The sequence below is a fragment of the Lacicoccus alkaliphilus DSM 16010 genome (assembly GCF_900142805.1).
Lineage (GTDB): Bacteria > Bacillota > Bacilli > Staphylococcales > Salinicoccaceae > Lacicoccus > Lacicoccus alkaliphilus.
Window position 1 is genome coordinate 1 of the sequence record NZ_FRCF01000012.1, and the last position, 14,455, is coordinate 14,455.

A 14,455-nucleotide genomic window follows, 5' to 3' on the forward strand; every position below is an offset into this window, starting at 1 on the left:
GAGCATCGGCACTTCCGTCCGGATCCGGGAACAAAATCCGGACCGCGGCGCGAGCATCGGCACTTCCGTCCGGATGCGGAGACAAAATCCGGACCGCGGCGTGAGCATCGGCACTTCCGTCCGGTACCAACTCTGCCGCCAAGTTCATAATAAAAAAGAGGCCACAAGGCCTCTTTTTTCATTCCATATCCTTCACGGCGTCCCTTACAATCGGGGCGACTTTCGTACCGAAGAGCTCGATCGTCCGCAGCACCTGCTCATGGGGCATCGTGCCGACCGGTGTCTGGAGGGTGAAGCGGGTGATGCCCATGCGCTTCCGAAGCTCGATGATTTTGGCTGCGACCGTCTCGGGGCTGCCGATATAGAGTGCGCCGTCGGGCTCGATCATCCGTTCGTAATTCTCCCTTGAGTATGCACCCCAGCCGCGCTCACGTCCGATGTTCGTCATCGCCTGGGAAATCGCGGGGAAGAACATGTCCTTCGCTTCTTCGTCGGTATCCCATACAAATCCGTGGCTGTTGGTCGCGACGCGCAGCTGCTCCGGGGGATGTCCCGCCTGTGCGCCCATCTGCCTGTAAAAGTCGACGACCCTTTGGAACTGGTAAGGGCTGCCGCCGATGATCGCGAGCACCAGCGGCAGTCCGAGCTGGGCTGCACGTGCTGCAGACTGGGGGGTGCCGCCGCTTGCTATCCATATCGGTATGCCGTCCTGCACGGGTTCGGGGAAGATCTCCACATCTTTCAAAGGCGCGCGCATTTCGCCTTCCCAGGTGATTCTGCCGCCCTGTTGCAGTTTCAATAAAAGGTCGAGCTTCTCATCGAACAGCTGGTTATAATCATTCAGGTCATAACCGAACAATGGAAAGGACTCGATGAATGATCCGCGCCCGGCCATGATTTCTGCACGTCCGTTGGAGATGCCGTCCAGGGTGGCGAATCTTTCATATACTCTCACCGGATCATCCGATGACAACACGGTGACACCGCTCGACAGGCGGATATTTTCCGTTTTGGCAGCACCTGCCGCGAGCACAACGTCCGGTGATGTGACTGCGTAATCTTTGCGGTGATGTTCACCCACCGTGAATATGTCCAGTCCGACTTTGTCGGCCATCTCGATCTCTTCGACCAGATTCCGGAGTCTTTCGCCGTGGCCGATCGTCCTGCCGGTCTGAGGGTCGAATATTGAATCGCCAAAAGTGTTGATGCCAAGTTCCATGAAATACCTCCGTCGTTTTTATATCATTTTATCATGCACATGTTAAAATGATGGGGATGGTGCTTATAATGAAAATCTTAAAGATAATTGGAGTGGACAGCAATGAAGGAAAAACTGATTGAAAGACTGACACGCTATGTTAAATATGACACTCAGTCGGACGCTAAAAGCGAGACGACCCCTTCAACTTCAAAGCAATGGGACTTGCTGCATGCATTGAAGGAGGAGCTTGAAGTCCTCGGACTCGAAGAAATCAATTTGGACGACAACGGCTACCTGATGGCATCCCTGCCGGGTAATATCGAAGGGGCACCGGTCATCGGCTTCCTCGCTCATGTGGACACGGCAACGGATTTCACCGGCGCCGGGGTCAAACCGCAGCGTGTCGAATACGGCGGTGGGGACATCGTCTTGAACGAAGAGAAGCACATCGTGCTCTCGCCCGATGAATATCCTGAATTGAAAAGATACATCGGCCATACGCTCATCACGACGGACGGGACGACGCTGCTCGGTGCGGACAACAAGGCAGGCATTGCAGAAATCATCACAGCCGTGGAATATTTGAAGGAGAACCCGGAAATCAAACACGGTAAAATCCGCATTGCGTTCACGCCGGATGAAGAGATCGGGAAGGGGCCGCACAAATTCGACGTCGAAGCCTTCGGGGCCGAGTATGCCTACACCGTGGACGGCGGGCCGATCGGCGAACTCCAGTACGAAAGCTTCAATGCGGCCGGCGTCGAAGTGACGTTCACCGGCAACAGTGTCCACCCGGGCACTGCCAGGGGCAAGATGGTGAACGCATCAAGGATGGCGGCTGAACTGGCAACGATGTTCGACGAATATGATACACCGGAGCACACTTCAGGCTATGAAGGCTTCATCCATCTTGTGAACCTGAATGGTGACGTGGAAAGTGCGACGGCACATTTCATCATCAGGGACTTTGACAAGGAGAACTTCGAAGCGAGGAAAATACTGATGGAGACCAATGTCAAAAGGCTCCAGGATAAATACGGTGAAGACCGCATAATACTCGATATGAATGACCAGTACTACAATATGAGGGAGAAGATAGAGCCGAAGATGCATATCGTCGAGAATGCGAAGCGTGCGATGGAGACGCTGAATATCACACCCGTGATTGCACCCGTGCGCGGCGGCACGGACGGGTCCCAGCTTTCCTATAAAGGGCTGCCGGCGCCGAACCTGTTCACCGGCGGGGAGAATTTCCACGGAAAATACGAGTATGCTTCAGCGGACGACATGGAAAAGTCGGCGGAAGTCATCGTTAAAATCGCGGAATTTGCACATCAGCAGTAAAAAAGTGGAGACCTCAGAAGGTCTCCACTTTTTTTATTTTCATTTCTCTCCCGGCAGTTCATCCTGGTCGACCATCCTGCCCCGTGCAGCACCTTCTTCATAAGTGGCGCGTGCATCGACGCGTTTCAGGAACAGGGACAGGATCATGGATATCAGCAGCAGTATCGATGCAATCAGGAACGACAGGTTGATGCCGTCGAGCATCGCCTGGTTCACCTGGTCCGGCGTCGGGTTTGTAAAACCTGCCATCCTGTAATTGCTGAAGCTCTGCATGATCGAGATGAGGAGGGCTGTGCCCACCGCGCCGCTGACCTGCTGGAGCATGCTGTTGAGCGATGACCCGTGCGGTGTCAGGGCAGGCGGCAGATCATTCATGCCGTTCGTCATCACCGGGGTCATCACCAGCGTCATTCCGAATGCACGTATCGCATAAATCGTGAGCAGGAAGCCGAATCCGGTTGTGACCTCAAGCTGGCTGAAGAAGAACGTGGTGGACGCCGCAAGGGCCAGGCCGGTGAAGGCCAGCACCCTCGGTCCGAACATGTCGAACAGTTTACCGGACAAAGGGCTCAGGAAACCCATGATCAGAGCACCCGGCAGCAATAAAAGACCGGTCTCGACCGGGGAGACCCCCTGGATTTCCTGCAGGAAGATCGGCATCAGGATCATGCCGGAAAACAACGCCATGTTGTTCACGCCGATGATGATCGCGGACAAGCGGTACATCGGGTACGTATATACTTTGAAGTCGAGCATCGGCGCCTCCATCTTCACCTGCTTCATGACATAGAAGTAGACTGCAATGATGCCGATCAGGAGGCTCAGCATGACGTCAAGCGACATCCAGCCGCTGTTCCCGGCCGAACTGAAGCCGTACAGTATGCCGCCGAACCCTATGGTGGACAGGATGACGGACGGGATATCGATTTTGGCCTTGTACTTGTTGCCGACTTCGGGCAGCTGGAAATATCCGACTGCCAGGACGATCAGGAGTACGGGGATCATCATGTAGAAGAGCCAGTGCCATGAGAGCGTCTGGACCACGATCCCTGATAATGTCGGGCCGATTGCCGGGGCGAAGAACATCACCAGGCTGAAAACGCCCATCGCCGTCCCCCGTTTCTCGGGCGGGAAGCTGGTGATCATCACGTTCATGAGGAGCGGCATCAATATCGCAGAACCTGCAGCCTGTGTCATGCGCCCGGCAATCAAAACACTGAACGTCGGTGAAAAGCCGGCGATGATGGTCCCGGTAAGAAACAGGCCGAGTGCCGTGAGGAACAGTTTCCGGGCGCTGAATTTCTGCATTAAAAAAGCTGTCGTCGGTATGACGACACCTGAGACGAGCATATACGCGGTGGTCACCCATTGGACCGTGGCCGTCGAAACGTCAAACTCGTCTTTGATCGAGGGCAGCGCAACGTTCAGGAATGTATTGGATAAAAAAGAAACAAAGGCACCGGAGAGCAGTATGATGATTAATTTATAATCCGGTTTCTTCTCGTGTTGTGGTGGCATAATTCAAATCCCCTAATTTAGAATACATATCATTATATTCCGATTATCGAAATAAGCAAGGATTTTAAACTGCCTAACCGATCCGGTTATCGATTTGAATGTAGATGAAGAAGCCGAGGGTCACACCCAGTAAAAGGGCGAGGGGGATGCTGTAACCGGCAGTGAGCGGGAACAGACCGAACACGAATTCCAATACAAGAACCAGAACCGCCATAAGGATCAGCACCAATAATGTCTTTGTCATAATAAACCTCCTGACTTACTGACTAAAAAATTAAAAAAAGGTATACTATAAAATGAATACTGTAATCAATTTTAAAGAAAGAGGGATCATTATGCAAAAAGAGTTACTTACATTCCAGTTGAAGACGGCCAGGGAATGGGTGAAATATCACCTGGAGGACACGGACGAGGATCTGATGGACATCGTCCCGGCCGGTTTCAATAACAACTTATACTGGCAGTACGGCCATGTGGCTGCGATGTTCGAATCCGAACTCGTCAGACTGCTCGGGAAGGACAGTACGACGGCCGACGCTTTCCAAAAGTATTTCGGCTACGGTACAAGCCCGGATGAATTCGATGACGGCACGCCTTCAATGGAAGAGGTCAAGGCGGTCCTCGAACAGCAGCCCGCTGAATATGAGGCTGTCACTGAAGAGAAGCTTCAGGAAAAACTGGAAGAGCCTTTCATGGGCATGACGATGAGTTACGAACGTGCCGGCTTCACCCTGTTACACGAAGGTCTCCATGCCGGAAAGATCCAGGAAATGAAGCGCCTGCTCGAGAATCAGTACTAGGCTGAAATCTACAATGGATACATGGCCTTCGCATTTTAATCACCGCCCTGGTGATGCTATGATAATCGTAAGAGGTGGAACAGATGGACAGTACTTATGATGCCGTTGCAGAAGAATATATAAAAACCCGGAATGACATTCCCGAGTCGTTTCTTTCGGGACTGGAGGCGAGGGGCATCGACTTTGACGGTGCCAAAATTGCCGACTTCGGCGCGGGCCCGGGTTTTTTAAGTGAACAGCTCGGTGAGAAGGGCGGCATCATCGATGCCGTTGAACCTTCCACGGACTTTCAGGCCCATGCCGAAAAAGTCTTCAAAGAGAATAACAGGATCAATTTCAATTTGGCATATGCAGAAAACTCGGGACTGCCGCCCAAAACATTCGATATCGTCATCGCCCTCAGGTCCTGGGACTGGTTCGACCGGCGGCAGGCGCTGGAAGAAGTACGCCGGATCCTGAAGCCCGACGGGTATCTAATCATCGCGGATTACAGGTTTGTGAAGTCGTCCGGCGTGGCGAAAGATACGATCAAAATGATCAGGAAGTGCGCCAAAAAATATAACGTCAAGTCAAGGAGGCATGGGTACGGAAGTGATGAGATGATCAATGCCTTCCCGTTTGAATGGATGGAGGAGTGGCAGGATTTCCGGTTCGATATCCGTGACCTCTATAAAAGGGATCGCAAAGTGGCGTTCACCCATGAGGAATGGATGCATCATCTGGGTTCGATTTCGGCCCTGGTCGCGTTCAAGCGGAAGCACCGGAAAAAGACTTTGAAGAAGGTCAGCGACCATCTGAAAGATACATACAAGGAGGAAGTCTACAGAATCAATCATGAGATGAATGTCGTCATCCTTCAGAATAAAAATTAAGCAATTTCCCCGAAGCATGCCATGCTTCTTTTTTTTTGTCCTTTCACATTCTTTCAAGAGTGTAAAAAGAGTGGGAAAAGAAAAACATTCATGAAAACGGAAACATCACGCATATATATGCAGAATGAGCTGAATTATACGATATAACGGTATCCGGATGAAATAAAAATACTCAAATAAAATTTTATATATAAATTTTTTAACTATTTTAAATAGAAGTACTTTAGGAAATAAATCACATAGTAATTGAAAAACATTGCTATTAATGGTATTATAGTAATTGAATAAGAGCTGACAAGAGCCGTATGGATGAAATAAATTTCAAATTAAGGAGTGTGGATTGAATGTTCACAACAGATCGTATTTCAGCAGACCTGAAAATTCAGGAGTATAAGAATATCGCGATGAACAATGCAAAGCTGGAGAAGAAGAAAGCGGCCAAAAAAACATTGGCCGGCAGACTGGTCAGCATGATCAGCCTTTAATAAGAGCACCGTCCCTGAAAAGAAGAGGGACGGTTTTTTCATTTATTGAAATTCAGCTGCCATGACAATCCGAACCGGTCCTGGACGAAGGCGAAAAACCTGCCGGTGCCGTACTCATCCAGAGGCACCAAAATCGCCCCGTCCCTTTTCAGCTTCCTGTAATACAGCTCCGCTTCATTCATATCGCTGCACTCGATATAAAAGGACATGGCCGGTGTGAAACCAAAACCTTCCGGTGTCCGGCTGTCACCGAGCATGATGCGCTGCCCGTCGATCGAGACCAATGCCTGCATGACCTGTCCCTCGAGTCCAGGTGTCCCGCTCCCGAATTCCTGCAGAAATTCGATTTCCATATCATGAAATATACCCTTGTAAAAAGTCAAAGCTTCCATCGCATTGCCGTTGAATGTGATGAAAGGTAAAAATGACTTCATATTCCCACCGCCTCCATATTATTTTGCCGCATGCATATATGGTATACTACAAATAAACATGATGTAATATCAGTTTTGATTTTCCTTTATAACTTTTGAAAGAATCGGGATATGAAAATGAGTAGAATCTTAATTTCAAGTATCATTATCGGCACAGTCTCAGGATTGATGCTGCTGTTGTTTTTTGCTTACATCCAGATGCTTTCCGGCATCAACCTGATGGACCTGCTGTTGAATACGGATTTCATATTCGGCGGACGGCTGGGCATGATGACTGAAATCATGCTGCACCTTGGCATCTCTGTAGTCATTGCGTTCATCCTGAAGGTCGTTCATGTCCACAGGCACTGGTGGTATCTGCCCGTGACAATTTTGATGCTGCTGATCAGTGTGCTGCTGTACTTCATTCTACAGTGGGCCGGGGACAGTGTGTACATTTCGGATAACAGCATCGGTCTCATATTATGGGGCATTTTCCATATCGGTTACTTCGAATTGATCTATTACATGTATAGAAGCGGATATTAGAGTCATATACGGATGATGAAAAGATAGCAAGGGGGAGGATGATCATGCGGGAGAAAGCTGTTGATGTACTGGAGAAGATGCTCAAAGTCAGGGAAGGGGTCGCTTCGGACGGCGAGAAGCTCTACCGTTCGTGGAAAGAGTACGGCATCCGGGAGTCCTACCAGGTGAGTGCCCGGAATCTGGCCTATTACATGGCGTTCAGGCAGGACGACATGCGCGATCTGCAGGAGGCCCTGGTCCCATGGGGCGTGTCCTCCCTCGGACGGCTGGAAGCCGACGTGATGGGCAAGTTGAACGCTGTCTGCAAGACGATGAGCCTGATCACAGGTGAGGCACTCGATGACGGGGATATAGACTACCATTCGATGCAGACATTTGAAAACCGTTATAATCTGCTGAACCAACACACTTTGGAAATTTTCGGCGAGGCGGATGATGACCGTAAGACGCACATACTTGTGACGATGCCGACGGAAGCGTCTGAAAATGAAGCGCTTGTCCGGGATCTGATTGATGCGGGCATGGATATGGCGCGCATCAACTGTGCGCATGATGATGAATATACATGGACCAGAATGATCAGGAATATAGAAGAAGCTTCAAAGAGAAGCGGCCGGAATTGCAGGATCCTGATGGATATCAGCGGGCCGAAGATCCGGGTGAAGACACTGCTGACTTCCAAGCGGAACCCGAAACTGTCCGTCGGCGAGAAGTTTTTATTGTCGAACCAGGAAGCGATGAGATTGTCGAACGGTGTGGAAATCGCCATCAATACGACGGTGCCCGAAGTGCTGATGAAAGTGGATAAGGGGCAGCTGGTCAAACTGGATGACGGCCATATCGAAGCGGAAGTGGTGGAAATCAGGGATGAGGGGCTGATCTGTGAGACGACGAAGACGGTCAAGGAAGATGGTGTCAGGGTCAAAACCGAAAAGGGCATCAATTTCCCGGACCTGGAACTCAATCTTTCGGTACTGACGGAAAAGGACTGCAAAGACCTGAAGTTCGTCGCCAAACATGCGGATGTGATCGCCTTTTCATTCATCAAATCCGCAGAGGACATCAAGACGATAGAATCAGCGCTTGAAAAGGAATTGAGCGAAGAACGTGCGGAACTGCCGGTCGTCGCAAAAATAGAGACGGCCGAAGCGATCGACAACATGCCGGGCATCATCGCGAGCGGAAGCGCAAAAAGGCCTTTCGGCGTAATGGTCGCACGCGGTGATCTCGCAGTCGAGATCGGCTACGAACGCCTCAGTGAAATACAGGAAGAGCTGCTCTGGATATGCGAAGCGGGCCATACGCCGGTGATCTGGGCGACGCAGGTGCTGGAGTCACTCGTCAAAAGCGGCATACCGACACGTTCCGAAATCTCCGATGTCGTCGCCGGTTCGAGGGCCGAATGCATCATGCTGAACAAAGGCGATTATATCGTGAACGGTGTGCGGGCCGTGGATGACATCCTGAGGAAATTTGAAGATCACCACTACAAAAAGACATCGATGCTGAGGGCATTGAATATCGCAGAACAACAATTTTGACACAACCCCCGCGGGTTGTGTTTTTTTATTTCATTGAGAGCCCGATGTCCTGAAAGTTTGGTAAACTTTTGTATAATACCCTTAAAAAGGCGGGATGTCATGAAGCAGGCCCTGGTTGTACTCAATAAGAAATCCGGACAGTTTAAAAACCACCGTACGGAAGAGAAGCTGATCCATAAATTGAAGGAAACGCAATATGAAGCGATGATCAAACCGACGCCGGAAGCCGGGGCGGAGGGCATCATTTCCAAACACGCTGAAGATAAAGACCTCATTGTGGTCGTCGGCGGGGACGGGACGATCAGCGAGGTGATCGACGCCCTGATGAAACGGGAGCTCAAAATACCGGTCGCCATCATTCCGACCGGCACGGTGAATGACCTCGCACGCGTCCACAACATCCCGCTCAGCCCTGAAAAAGCGATCGGGCAGTTCGGGCACTGGGTGGAGACTCCGATCGACATCATCAAATTGAATGACAGGCATGCCAGTTATCTGGTGGCACTGGGTGCCTTCATGACGGCTTTTGCTGAAGTGGACGCCGGCATTAAAAATAAACTCGGCCGGCTCGCATATCTGTTCGCCGGCACAAGGATGCTGCTGCGCCTGAAACGGTATAATGTCACAATAAAAACCGGGGAGAGGGAAGTCCGGGGGGCATCGGTGCTGACGATCATCTCAAAATTGCGGTCGGTCGGAAGCCTTGGCCGGCTCATCAGGAAAGCGGGGCCGGATGACGGCCTCCTCCATATCATCAATATCTGCCCGGTGAATGTATTTGAAGCCCTCCATCTTGTCTGGCTCGCAGTGAGGGGCAATATCACCGACCATCCGAAAGTGACATATATGGCTGCAGCAAGTGCCGAGATCGAAGCCGCCGGACTCAAGCTGATGAATATTGATGGGGATGTGCATGAGTACGAGGACCTGGACATTTCTGTGATGCGTGGTGCGGTTTCTCTGATGAAACCCTTGGAGTAGTAAGAATAGTTAAACTTATACAGCAAATGTTGAAATTTTATACTGGAAGCTATATGCTATATCGGTGATGATAAATTATGGAGGAGGCCACCCGATGAAGATCAGAAAAAAGCTTAAAGAAACCAATTTTGAAAAGCGGAAGATTTCTTTCAACCCTAAAATAACGCAGCAGACGCTCATCAACCTGTTGACGATCATCGTGGGGTCCTTTTTCTTCGCGATAGGCGTCAACTCGTTCATGATTGCCGGCAACCTTGGTGAAGGGGGCTTCATCGGCATCTCGATCATCCTCTTCTATGCTTATGAAATTCCGACGGCGCTCAGTAACTTAGTCCTCAACTTCCTGATACTCATCGTCGGCTTCAGATACCTGGGCAAGCGGGCGATGTATTATACGATCATCACGATCCCGATGACATCCCTCATGTTGTGGATCACTGAAGACTGGCAGATCCAATCCAATGAAATTCTGGTCAACACCGTCTTCGGCGGATTGTTCATCGGACTCGGCATCGGCCTGATCATCCGCATCGGCTCCACCACTGCAGGCACCACGATCCTCGCGAGGATGGCCAACAAGTATCTGGATGTCAACGTCTCTTATGCCTTGCTGTTCTTCGATCTGATCGTTGTTGCAATCGGGCTCACGGTGATGACCCTTGAACAGGCCCTGCTCACTGTAATCGCACTGTACATAGCGACGAAAGTGATGGACTTCATCATAGAAGGCATGAATCCGAAAAAGGCCATCACCATCATCACCGAAAAACCGGATGTGCTCGGTAAGATGATCAACACGGAAATCAGGCGCGGCATCACGATAATGGATGGACGAGGGTTTTATTCGCAAAAGGATAAGGACATCCTCTACATCGTCATCAATAAATCCCAGCTGACCAGGCTGAAACGTCTGATCAAGAAGTATGATGAAAATGCATTCGTCGTGGTCCATGATGTCAACAGCGTGCTCGGCAATTACTTCATATGACATGAAACCCCGTTCATTCGGCTGCGAATGAGCGGGGTTTTTCATTCCTCGGGTGTATTGGTGCGTTTGAACACTTGCAGATCGTCCTTGAGTTCGACCAGTTCGAAGCCTTTGTATTCGAACCAGTTGATGGTGAAGGATTGTGTGATTTTCCGGCCTGAGATGATATAGATATCCATCACATCCCCGACCGCTTCCAGATAAGCATCGAGCATTTTGGATCCGATCCCTTTGCCGTTGTATTCCTCGTCGATCAGGAAGTTGTTTATGTACTGTGAAAATACGTAGTCTCCTGTGGAACGTATGATGCCGATGAGCTTTTCACCATCCCATGCCGTGACGATGTAATCCGAATGCGTCACTGCATGATGAAGTGCTTCGAACCGCCCTTCATATTTCCCGATTTTCTTTTTGTCATAAAACTTTCTTAAAGCTTCTTCCGGTATATCCTTGCCCATGGACAGGCGCAACATTGCCCACCTCCTTCGTATCTTCATCTTAATGGAATGTTCAGAAAAATGAAAGAATAATTGTAATTTTATGAAGCGTTTCTTATAATCAAGGGGCCACCTTCATTTCAGGCTGTCCACGGTGTTACAGGGGGCTGTGGTTTGTCGCTTTGGACGAAAGTGATATGATGAACACAATACCCGACAACAATCAGGAAAGAGTGATGCATATATGGAAATCTATAATCACCAGAAGGAAAATGTTTCGGCAACGCCGGAGGAAGTGTTTTCATTCATAAATGATGATGCTAATCTGAAGGAAGTGTTCGGCATCATCGACAAGATTGAATACATCACTGCAGAAAAAAGGGCGGAAGGGGCACAGTTCCTTACAACCCTGGACGTCAAAGGACGGACGTACCGGTTCCGCAGTGAATTCACCGAATATGCCGTTGACAGGCGGATCATCGTGCGTTCAAGATTCAGCCGGGGCGATGTGATGACCCAGTTCACTGTCGTGCCGAACAACGGTGGTGTCGATGTCTCCATACGCTCGGAGCTGCGCAATGCGAAAACTGCAGCAAAGGTGCTGGCGACGGCGATGAAACCGGTCATCAAAGTGATCATGAACCGGAACATGGATAAATTAGTTGTAGAGTTGGAGAAATAAGCCATATTCATGGCTTATTTTTTTATTTGTGAATTCAAAAGTGAAAGTTTGTCTTTATCCCTAGTTAGATACTATGTATAATTATATTGAATATAAGGAGGGGTTTATAAGATGAAAAAGCTTTACATGCTATTATTCGGTGCTTTGCTTGTGCTTTCTGCCTGTGCGGATGACAGTGAGGTGGATGAGGCTGCAGAAGAAGGGGAAGCGGAAGAGACGACGGATGAGGCAATCAATTTTAGCCTGTTGTCGCTGCCAAGTTCCCTGGATCCGCATGCGGCCAACGATGGTTACTCGCTTTATGTCATGACGAATATTTACGAAACGCTTGTGAAACTCAACCAGGACCTGGAACTTGAGCCGGGGCTCGCCGGGTCATATGAACAGATTGAAGATACGACCTGGGAATTCATCCTGCGTGAAGGCATCACTTTCCATGACGGCAGCGACTTCAATGCCGAAGTGGTGAAAGCGAACCTTGACCGGGTGCGTGACGCGGAAGTCGGTGCGCCGCTGGAATTTTTATTCACGGAGATTTCGGAAGTGGAGATCATAGATGACTATACCGTTCATATTCATACAAATGAACCGTTTGCGGCACTGCCTGCGCATCTGGCGCATCCGGGCGGGCATATGATCAGTAAAGAAGTCATCGATGAGGATTACGCGCAGATGGAGGAGGGCGGAGACCCGCTCACGGAAGTCCACAGGAATCCGGTCGGTACAGGATTTTTCGAGTTTGAGGAAATCGTTGAAGGCGACCATGTGACGCTCGTGCGCAATGATGATTACTGGGGCGAACCAGCAAGCCCTGCCGGCGTGACATTCAAGACTGTGCCTGAAGACGCGACAAGAATTGCAGAACTGTCCACGGGGGATGCGGATCTCATCTACCCTGTCAATCCTGGTGATGTCGAACAGATCGATGATACGGAGGGGACTCGTGTAGAGCAGAACCAAAGTGCCAACATGACTTACATGGGGTTCAATACGGAAGTCGAACCTTTCGATGAGCTGGACGTGAGACGTGCCATCGCGATGGCGATCGACAAGGAAGCCATCATCAATGAAATGCTTGAGGGCATACCTGAAGTGGCAACAACACCGCTGAACCCGACGGTGAACGGCTACAGTGAAAATATCGAGCCGGTGGAATATGATATTGAAGCGGCACAGGAACTGCTGGAGGAAGCCGGGCACGGTGACGGATTCTCTGCAGAAATCGTGGTGAACGACCGGACGAATGCAGATATCGCCACTTACATCCAAGGTGAACTTGCTGAGCTCGGCATCGATCTCGAAATCAACCAGATGGAGTCCGGCGCCTATCAGGAATACACGGCGAACGGCAATCATGATGTCTTCATGGGCAGCTGGGGGACGGTGACACTCGATGCAGATTACGGACTTTACCCGATGTTCCATTCGGACAACATGGGTGCGCCGGGCAACAGGACACGCTATGCAAATGAAGCAGTCGATGAACTGCTTGATGAAGCCAGGACCGAGACGGATGGGGAGAGGCGTATGCAGCTCTATGAAGAAGCCCAGCAGATCATCGTCGACGAAGCACCGCTCGTGCCTGTTTACCATTCTGTGCTCCTTGCGGGGCTCGATGAAGATTTATCCGGGTATTACCAATATCCAAGTAGTTTCCCTTACTTGAAAGATCTGACCAGATGATAAAAACCACTATGGTGATAATGTTTTTATGGTTGAATAGACAACTTCCTGATATAGTACTATTATATGAAAAGATTGAGTTGGAGGTTGGCTATGAAGGTCATTAAAGCGAATGATTATGACGCCATGAGTAAAAAGGCGGCGGAATTCATTTATGAGGCGATAAAAAATAAACCGGATATCACATTGGGGCTTGCCACGGGATCGACACCGCACAGGATGTATGATTATCTGGCGGACAAGTTGAATGAAAATAAAATCGACTTGTCAAAAGTCCATACAGTGAATCTGGATGAATATGTGGGGCTCGGCGAGGGCGACCCGCAAAGCTACCATCATTTCATGCATGAGGAATTTTTTGATAAGGTGGATATTCCTTTGGAGAATACACATCTGCCGAATGGGAAAGCGGGGGATCTTGAGACCGAGACAGAAAATTATGAACAGCTGATCAAAGACCTCGGCGGCATCGATCTGCAGCTGCTCGGCGTCGGCCGCAACGGGCACATCGGTTTCAATGAACCCGGTACGCCGTTCGACAGCACGACGCAGGTCGTCGGGCTGACGGACCTGACCATCCAAGACAATTCAAGGTTCTTTGAAAGAGTTGAAGATGTGCCGACCGAAGCGCTCTCCATGGGGCTGAAGACGATCATGGATACGAAATCGATCCTGTTCCTCGCTTCCGGGGAAGGTAAACGTGATGCAGTCGATGCACTGCTGAATGGTGAAGTGACGGAAGAGATTCCGGTGACGATACTCCGGAACCATGAAGATGTGACCGTCATCGTCGATAAGGCAGCGGCAGGGGAATACATTCCTTCATGATGAGAAGAAGCCCGGGACAGATGTCCGGGCTTCTTTTTGTTGTGGGCACGGGCGGACGTATATTTATTAAGAATCTATTTAAGCCCTGCTGCTCATTCACGGCGGTTTTTGGAGCTGAGTGAGCAGTTTTGAT

General features: G+C 50.0%; 16 protein-coding genes. 11 read left to right on the top strand and 5 right to left on the bottom strand.

What is annotated here, in order from left to right:
- Positions 1-178: 178 nt before the first annotated feature.
- Positions 179-1,219 (bottom strand): LLM class flavin-dependent oxidoreductase, encoded by a 1,041-nt coding sequence (locus BUA12_RS10815; protein ID WP_072710633.1) that lies wholly within the window; start codon positions 1,217-1,219, stop codon positions 179-181.
- A gap of 102 nt (positions 1,220-1,321) precedes the next feature.
- Here BUA12_RS10815 and pepT point away from each other — a divergent pair, with 102 nt between their 5' ends.
- Complete coding sequence (pepT, locus tag BUA12_RS10820) at positions 1,322-2,545, top strand: peptidase T (RefSeq protein ID WP_072710634.1); 1,224 nt, start codon at positions 1,322-1,324, stop codon at positions 2,543-2,545.
- 39 nt (positions 2,546-2,584) lie between these two features.
- Here pepT and BUA12_RS10825 read toward each other — a convergent pair whose 3' ends face one another.
- A complete protein-coding gene (locus tag BUA12_RS10825; RefSeq protein WP_072710635.1) occupies positions 2,585-4,063 on the bottom strand; it encodes a DHA2 family efflux MFS transporter permease subunit in 1,479 nt (492 codons plus the stop codon).
- Positions 4,064-4,136: 73 nt separating this feature from the next.
- On the bottom strand, positions 4,137-4,307 hold the full coding sequence (locus BUA12_RS13100) for a hypothetical protein (RefSeq protein ID WP_178138263.1): 171 nt from the start codon (positions 4,305-4,307) through the stop codon (positions 4,137-4,139).
- Positions 4,308-4,398: 91 nt separating this feature from the next.
- Here BUA12_RS13100 and BUA12_RS10830 point away from each other — a divergent pair, with 91 nt between their 5' ends.
- From BUA12_RS10830 to BUA12_RS13105, 3 genes are all read left to right on the top strand, one after another.
- Positions 4,399-4,863: a DinB family protein gene (locus BUA12_RS10830; protein WP_072710636.1), complete on the top strand. Its 465-nt coding sequence runs from the start codon at positions 4,399-4,401 to the stop codon at positions 4,861-4,863.
- A gap of 83 nt (positions 4,864-4,946) precedes the next feature.
- Positions 4,947-5,735 (top strand): class I SAM-dependent methyltransferase, encoded by a 789-nt coding sequence (locus tag BUA12_RS10835; RefSeq protein ID WP_072710637.1) that lies wholly within the window; start codon positions 4,947-4,949, stop codon positions 5,733-5,735.
- A 344-nt stretch (positions 5,736-6,079) separates the two neighbouring features.
- Positions 6,080-6,220, top strand: coding sequence for a hypothetical protein (locus BUA12_RS13105; protein WP_178138264.1), 141 nt, complete (start codon positions 6,080-6,082; stop codon positions 6,218-6,220).
- Positions 6,221-6,258: 38 nt separating this feature from the next.
- On the opposite strand, the gene BUA12_RS10840 is transcribed toward BUA12_RS13105, so the two are convergent.
- The gene (locus tag BUA12_RS10840; RefSeq protein ID WP_072710638.1) at positions 6,259-6,654 is read right to left on the bottom strand and encodes a VOC family protein; all 396 of its coding nucleotides are present in this window, start codon (positions 6,652-6,654) and stop codon (positions 6,259-6,261) included.
- A 117-nt stretch (positions 6,655-6,771) separates the two neighbouring features.
- Here BUA12_RS10840 and BUA12_RS10845 point away from each other — a divergent pair, with 117 nt between their 5' ends.
- The 4 genes from BUA12_RS10845 (at position 6,772) to BUA12_RS10860 (ending at position 10,692) form a co-directional block, all read left to right on the top strand.
- Positions 6,772-7,182 carry a hypothetical protein gene (locus BUA12_RS10845; RefSeq protein ID WP_072710705.1) on the top strand — a complete coding sequence of 137 codons (411 nt, stop codon included), beginning with the start codon at positions 6,772-6,774 and terminating at the stop codon, positions 7,180-7,182.
- Between the two features lie 44 nt (positions 7,183-7,226).
- Positions 7,227-8,723 (top strand): pyruvate kinase, encoded by a 1,497-nt coding sequence (locus BUA12_RS10850; protein WP_245772810.1) that lies wholly within the window; start codon positions 7,227-7,229, stop codon positions 8,721-8,723.
- 99 nt (positions 8,724-8,822) lie between these two features.
- Entirely contained in the window at positions 8,823-9,704 is an 882-nt protein-coding gene (locus BUA12_RS10855; RefSeq protein ID WP_072710640.1) for a diacylglycerol/lipid kinase family protein, read from the top strand.
- Positions 9,705-9,798: 94 nt separating this feature from the next.
- Complete coding sequence (locus tag BUA12_RS10860) at positions 9,799-10,692, top strand: YitT family protein (RefSeq protein ID WP_084670148.1); 894 nt, start codon at positions 9,799-9,801, stop codon at positions 10,690-10,692.
- A 41-nt stretch (positions 10,693-10,733) separates the two neighbouring features.
- Here the strand turns inward: BUA12_RS10860 and BUA12_RS10865 are convergent, their stop codons facing one another.
- The gene (locus tag BUA12_RS10865; protein WP_072710641.1) at positions 10,734-11,165 is read right to left on the bottom strand and encodes a GNAT family N-acetyltransferase; all 432 of its coding nucleotides are present in this window, start codon (positions 11,163-11,165) and stop codon (positions 10,734-10,736) included.
- Between the two features lie 208 nt (positions 11,166-11,373).
- On the opposite strand from BUA12_RS10865, the gene BUA12_RS10870 reads away from it, so the two are divergent.
- The 3 genes from BUA12_RS10870 (at position 11,374) to nagB (ending at position 14,322) form a co-directional block, all read left to right on the top strand.
- On the top strand, positions 11,374-11,811 hold the full coding sequence (locus BUA12_RS10870; RefSeq protein WP_072710642.1) for an SRPBCC family protein: 438 nt from the start codon (positions 11,374-11,376) through the stop codon (positions 11,809-11,811).
- 111 nt (positions 11,812-11,922) lie between these two features.
- The gene (locus BUA12_RS10875; protein WP_072710643.1) at positions 11,923-13,494 is read left to right on the top strand and encodes a glutathione ABC transporter substrate-binding protein; all 1,572 of its coding nucleotides are present in this window, start codon (positions 11,923-11,925) and stop codon (positions 13,492-13,494) included.
- Positions 13,495-13,587: 93 nt separating this feature from the next.
- On the top strand, positions 13,588-14,322 hold the full coding sequence (gene nagB / locus BUA12_RS10880) for a glucosamine-6-phosphate deaminase (RefSeq protein WP_072710644.1): 735 nt from the start codon (positions 13,588-13,590) through the stop codon (positions 14,320-14,322).
- Positions 14,323-14,455: the final 133 nt, after the last annotated feature.

What these genes read in the sequence shown, in the direction of transcription:
- BUA12_RS10850 (WP_245772810.1), top strand. Translation starts at nt 7,227, where the DNA reads ATGCGGGAGAAAGCTGTTGATGTACTGGAGAAGATGCTCAAAGTCAGG.
- BUA12_RS10840 (WP_072710638.1), bottom strand. Translation starts at nt 6,654, where the DNA reads ATGAAGTCATTTTTACCTTTCATCACATTCAACGGCAATGCGATGGAA.
- BUA12_RS10865 (WP_072710641.1), bottom strand. Translation starts at nt 11,165, where the DNA reads ATGTTGCGCCTGTCCATGGGCAAGGATATACCGGAAGAAGCTTTAAGA.
- BUA12_RS10845 (WP_072710705.1), top strand. Translation starts at nt 6,772, where the DNA reads ATGAGTAGAATCTTAATTTCAAGTATCATTATCGGCACAGTCTCAGGA.
- BUA12_RS10860 (WP_084670148.1), top strand. Translation starts at nt 9,799, where the DNA reads ATGAAGATCAGAAAAAAGCTTAAAGAAACCAATTTTGAAAAGCGGAAG.
- BUA12_RS13105 (WP_178138264.1), top strand. Translation starts at nt 6,080, where the DNA reads ATGTTCACAACAGATCGTATTTCAGCAGACCTGAAAATTCAGGAGTAT.
- BUA12_RS10870 (WP_072710642.1), top strand. Translation starts at nt 11,374, where the DNA reads ATGGAAATCTATAATCACCAGAAGGAAAATGTTTCGGCAACGCCGGAG.
- BUA12_RS10855 (WP_072710640.1), top strand. Translation starts at nt 8,823, where the DNA reads ATGAAGCAGGCCCTGGTTGTACTCAATAAGAAATCCGGACAGTTTAAA.
- BUA12_RS10825 (WP_072710635.1), bottom strand. Translation starts at nt 4,063, where the DNA reads ATGCCACCACAACACGAGAAGAAACCGGATTATAAATTAATCATCATA.
- BUA12_RS10815 (WP_072710633.1), bottom strand. Translation starts at nt 1,219, where the DNA reads ATGGAACTTGGCATCAACACTTTTGGCGATTCAATATTCGACCCTCAG.
- BUA12_RS13100 (WP_178138263.1), bottom strand. Translation starts at nt 4,307, where the DNA reads ATGACAAAGACATTATTGGTGCTGATCCTTATGGCGGTTCTGGTTCTT.
- nagB (WP_072710644.1), top strand. Translation starts at nt 13,588, where the DNA reads ATGAAGGTCATTAAAGCGAATGATTATGACGCCATGAGTAAAAAGGCG.
- BUA12_RS10830 (WP_072710636.1), top strand. Translation starts at nt 4,399, where the DNA reads ATGCAAAAAGAGTTACTTACATTCCAGTTGAAGACGGCCAGGGAATGG.
- pepT (WP_072710634.1), top strand. Translation starts at nt 1,322, where the DNA reads ATGAAGGAAAAACTGATTGAAAGACTGACACGCTATGTTAAATATGAC.
- BUA12_RS10835 (WP_072710637.1), top strand. Translation starts at nt 4,947, where the DNA reads ATGGACAGTACTTATGATGCCGTTGCAGAAGAATATATAAAAACCCGG.
- BUA12_RS10875 (WP_072710643.1), top strand. Translation starts at nt 11,923, where the DNA reads ATGAAAAAGCTTTACATGCTATTATTCGGTGCTTTGCTTGTGCTTTCT.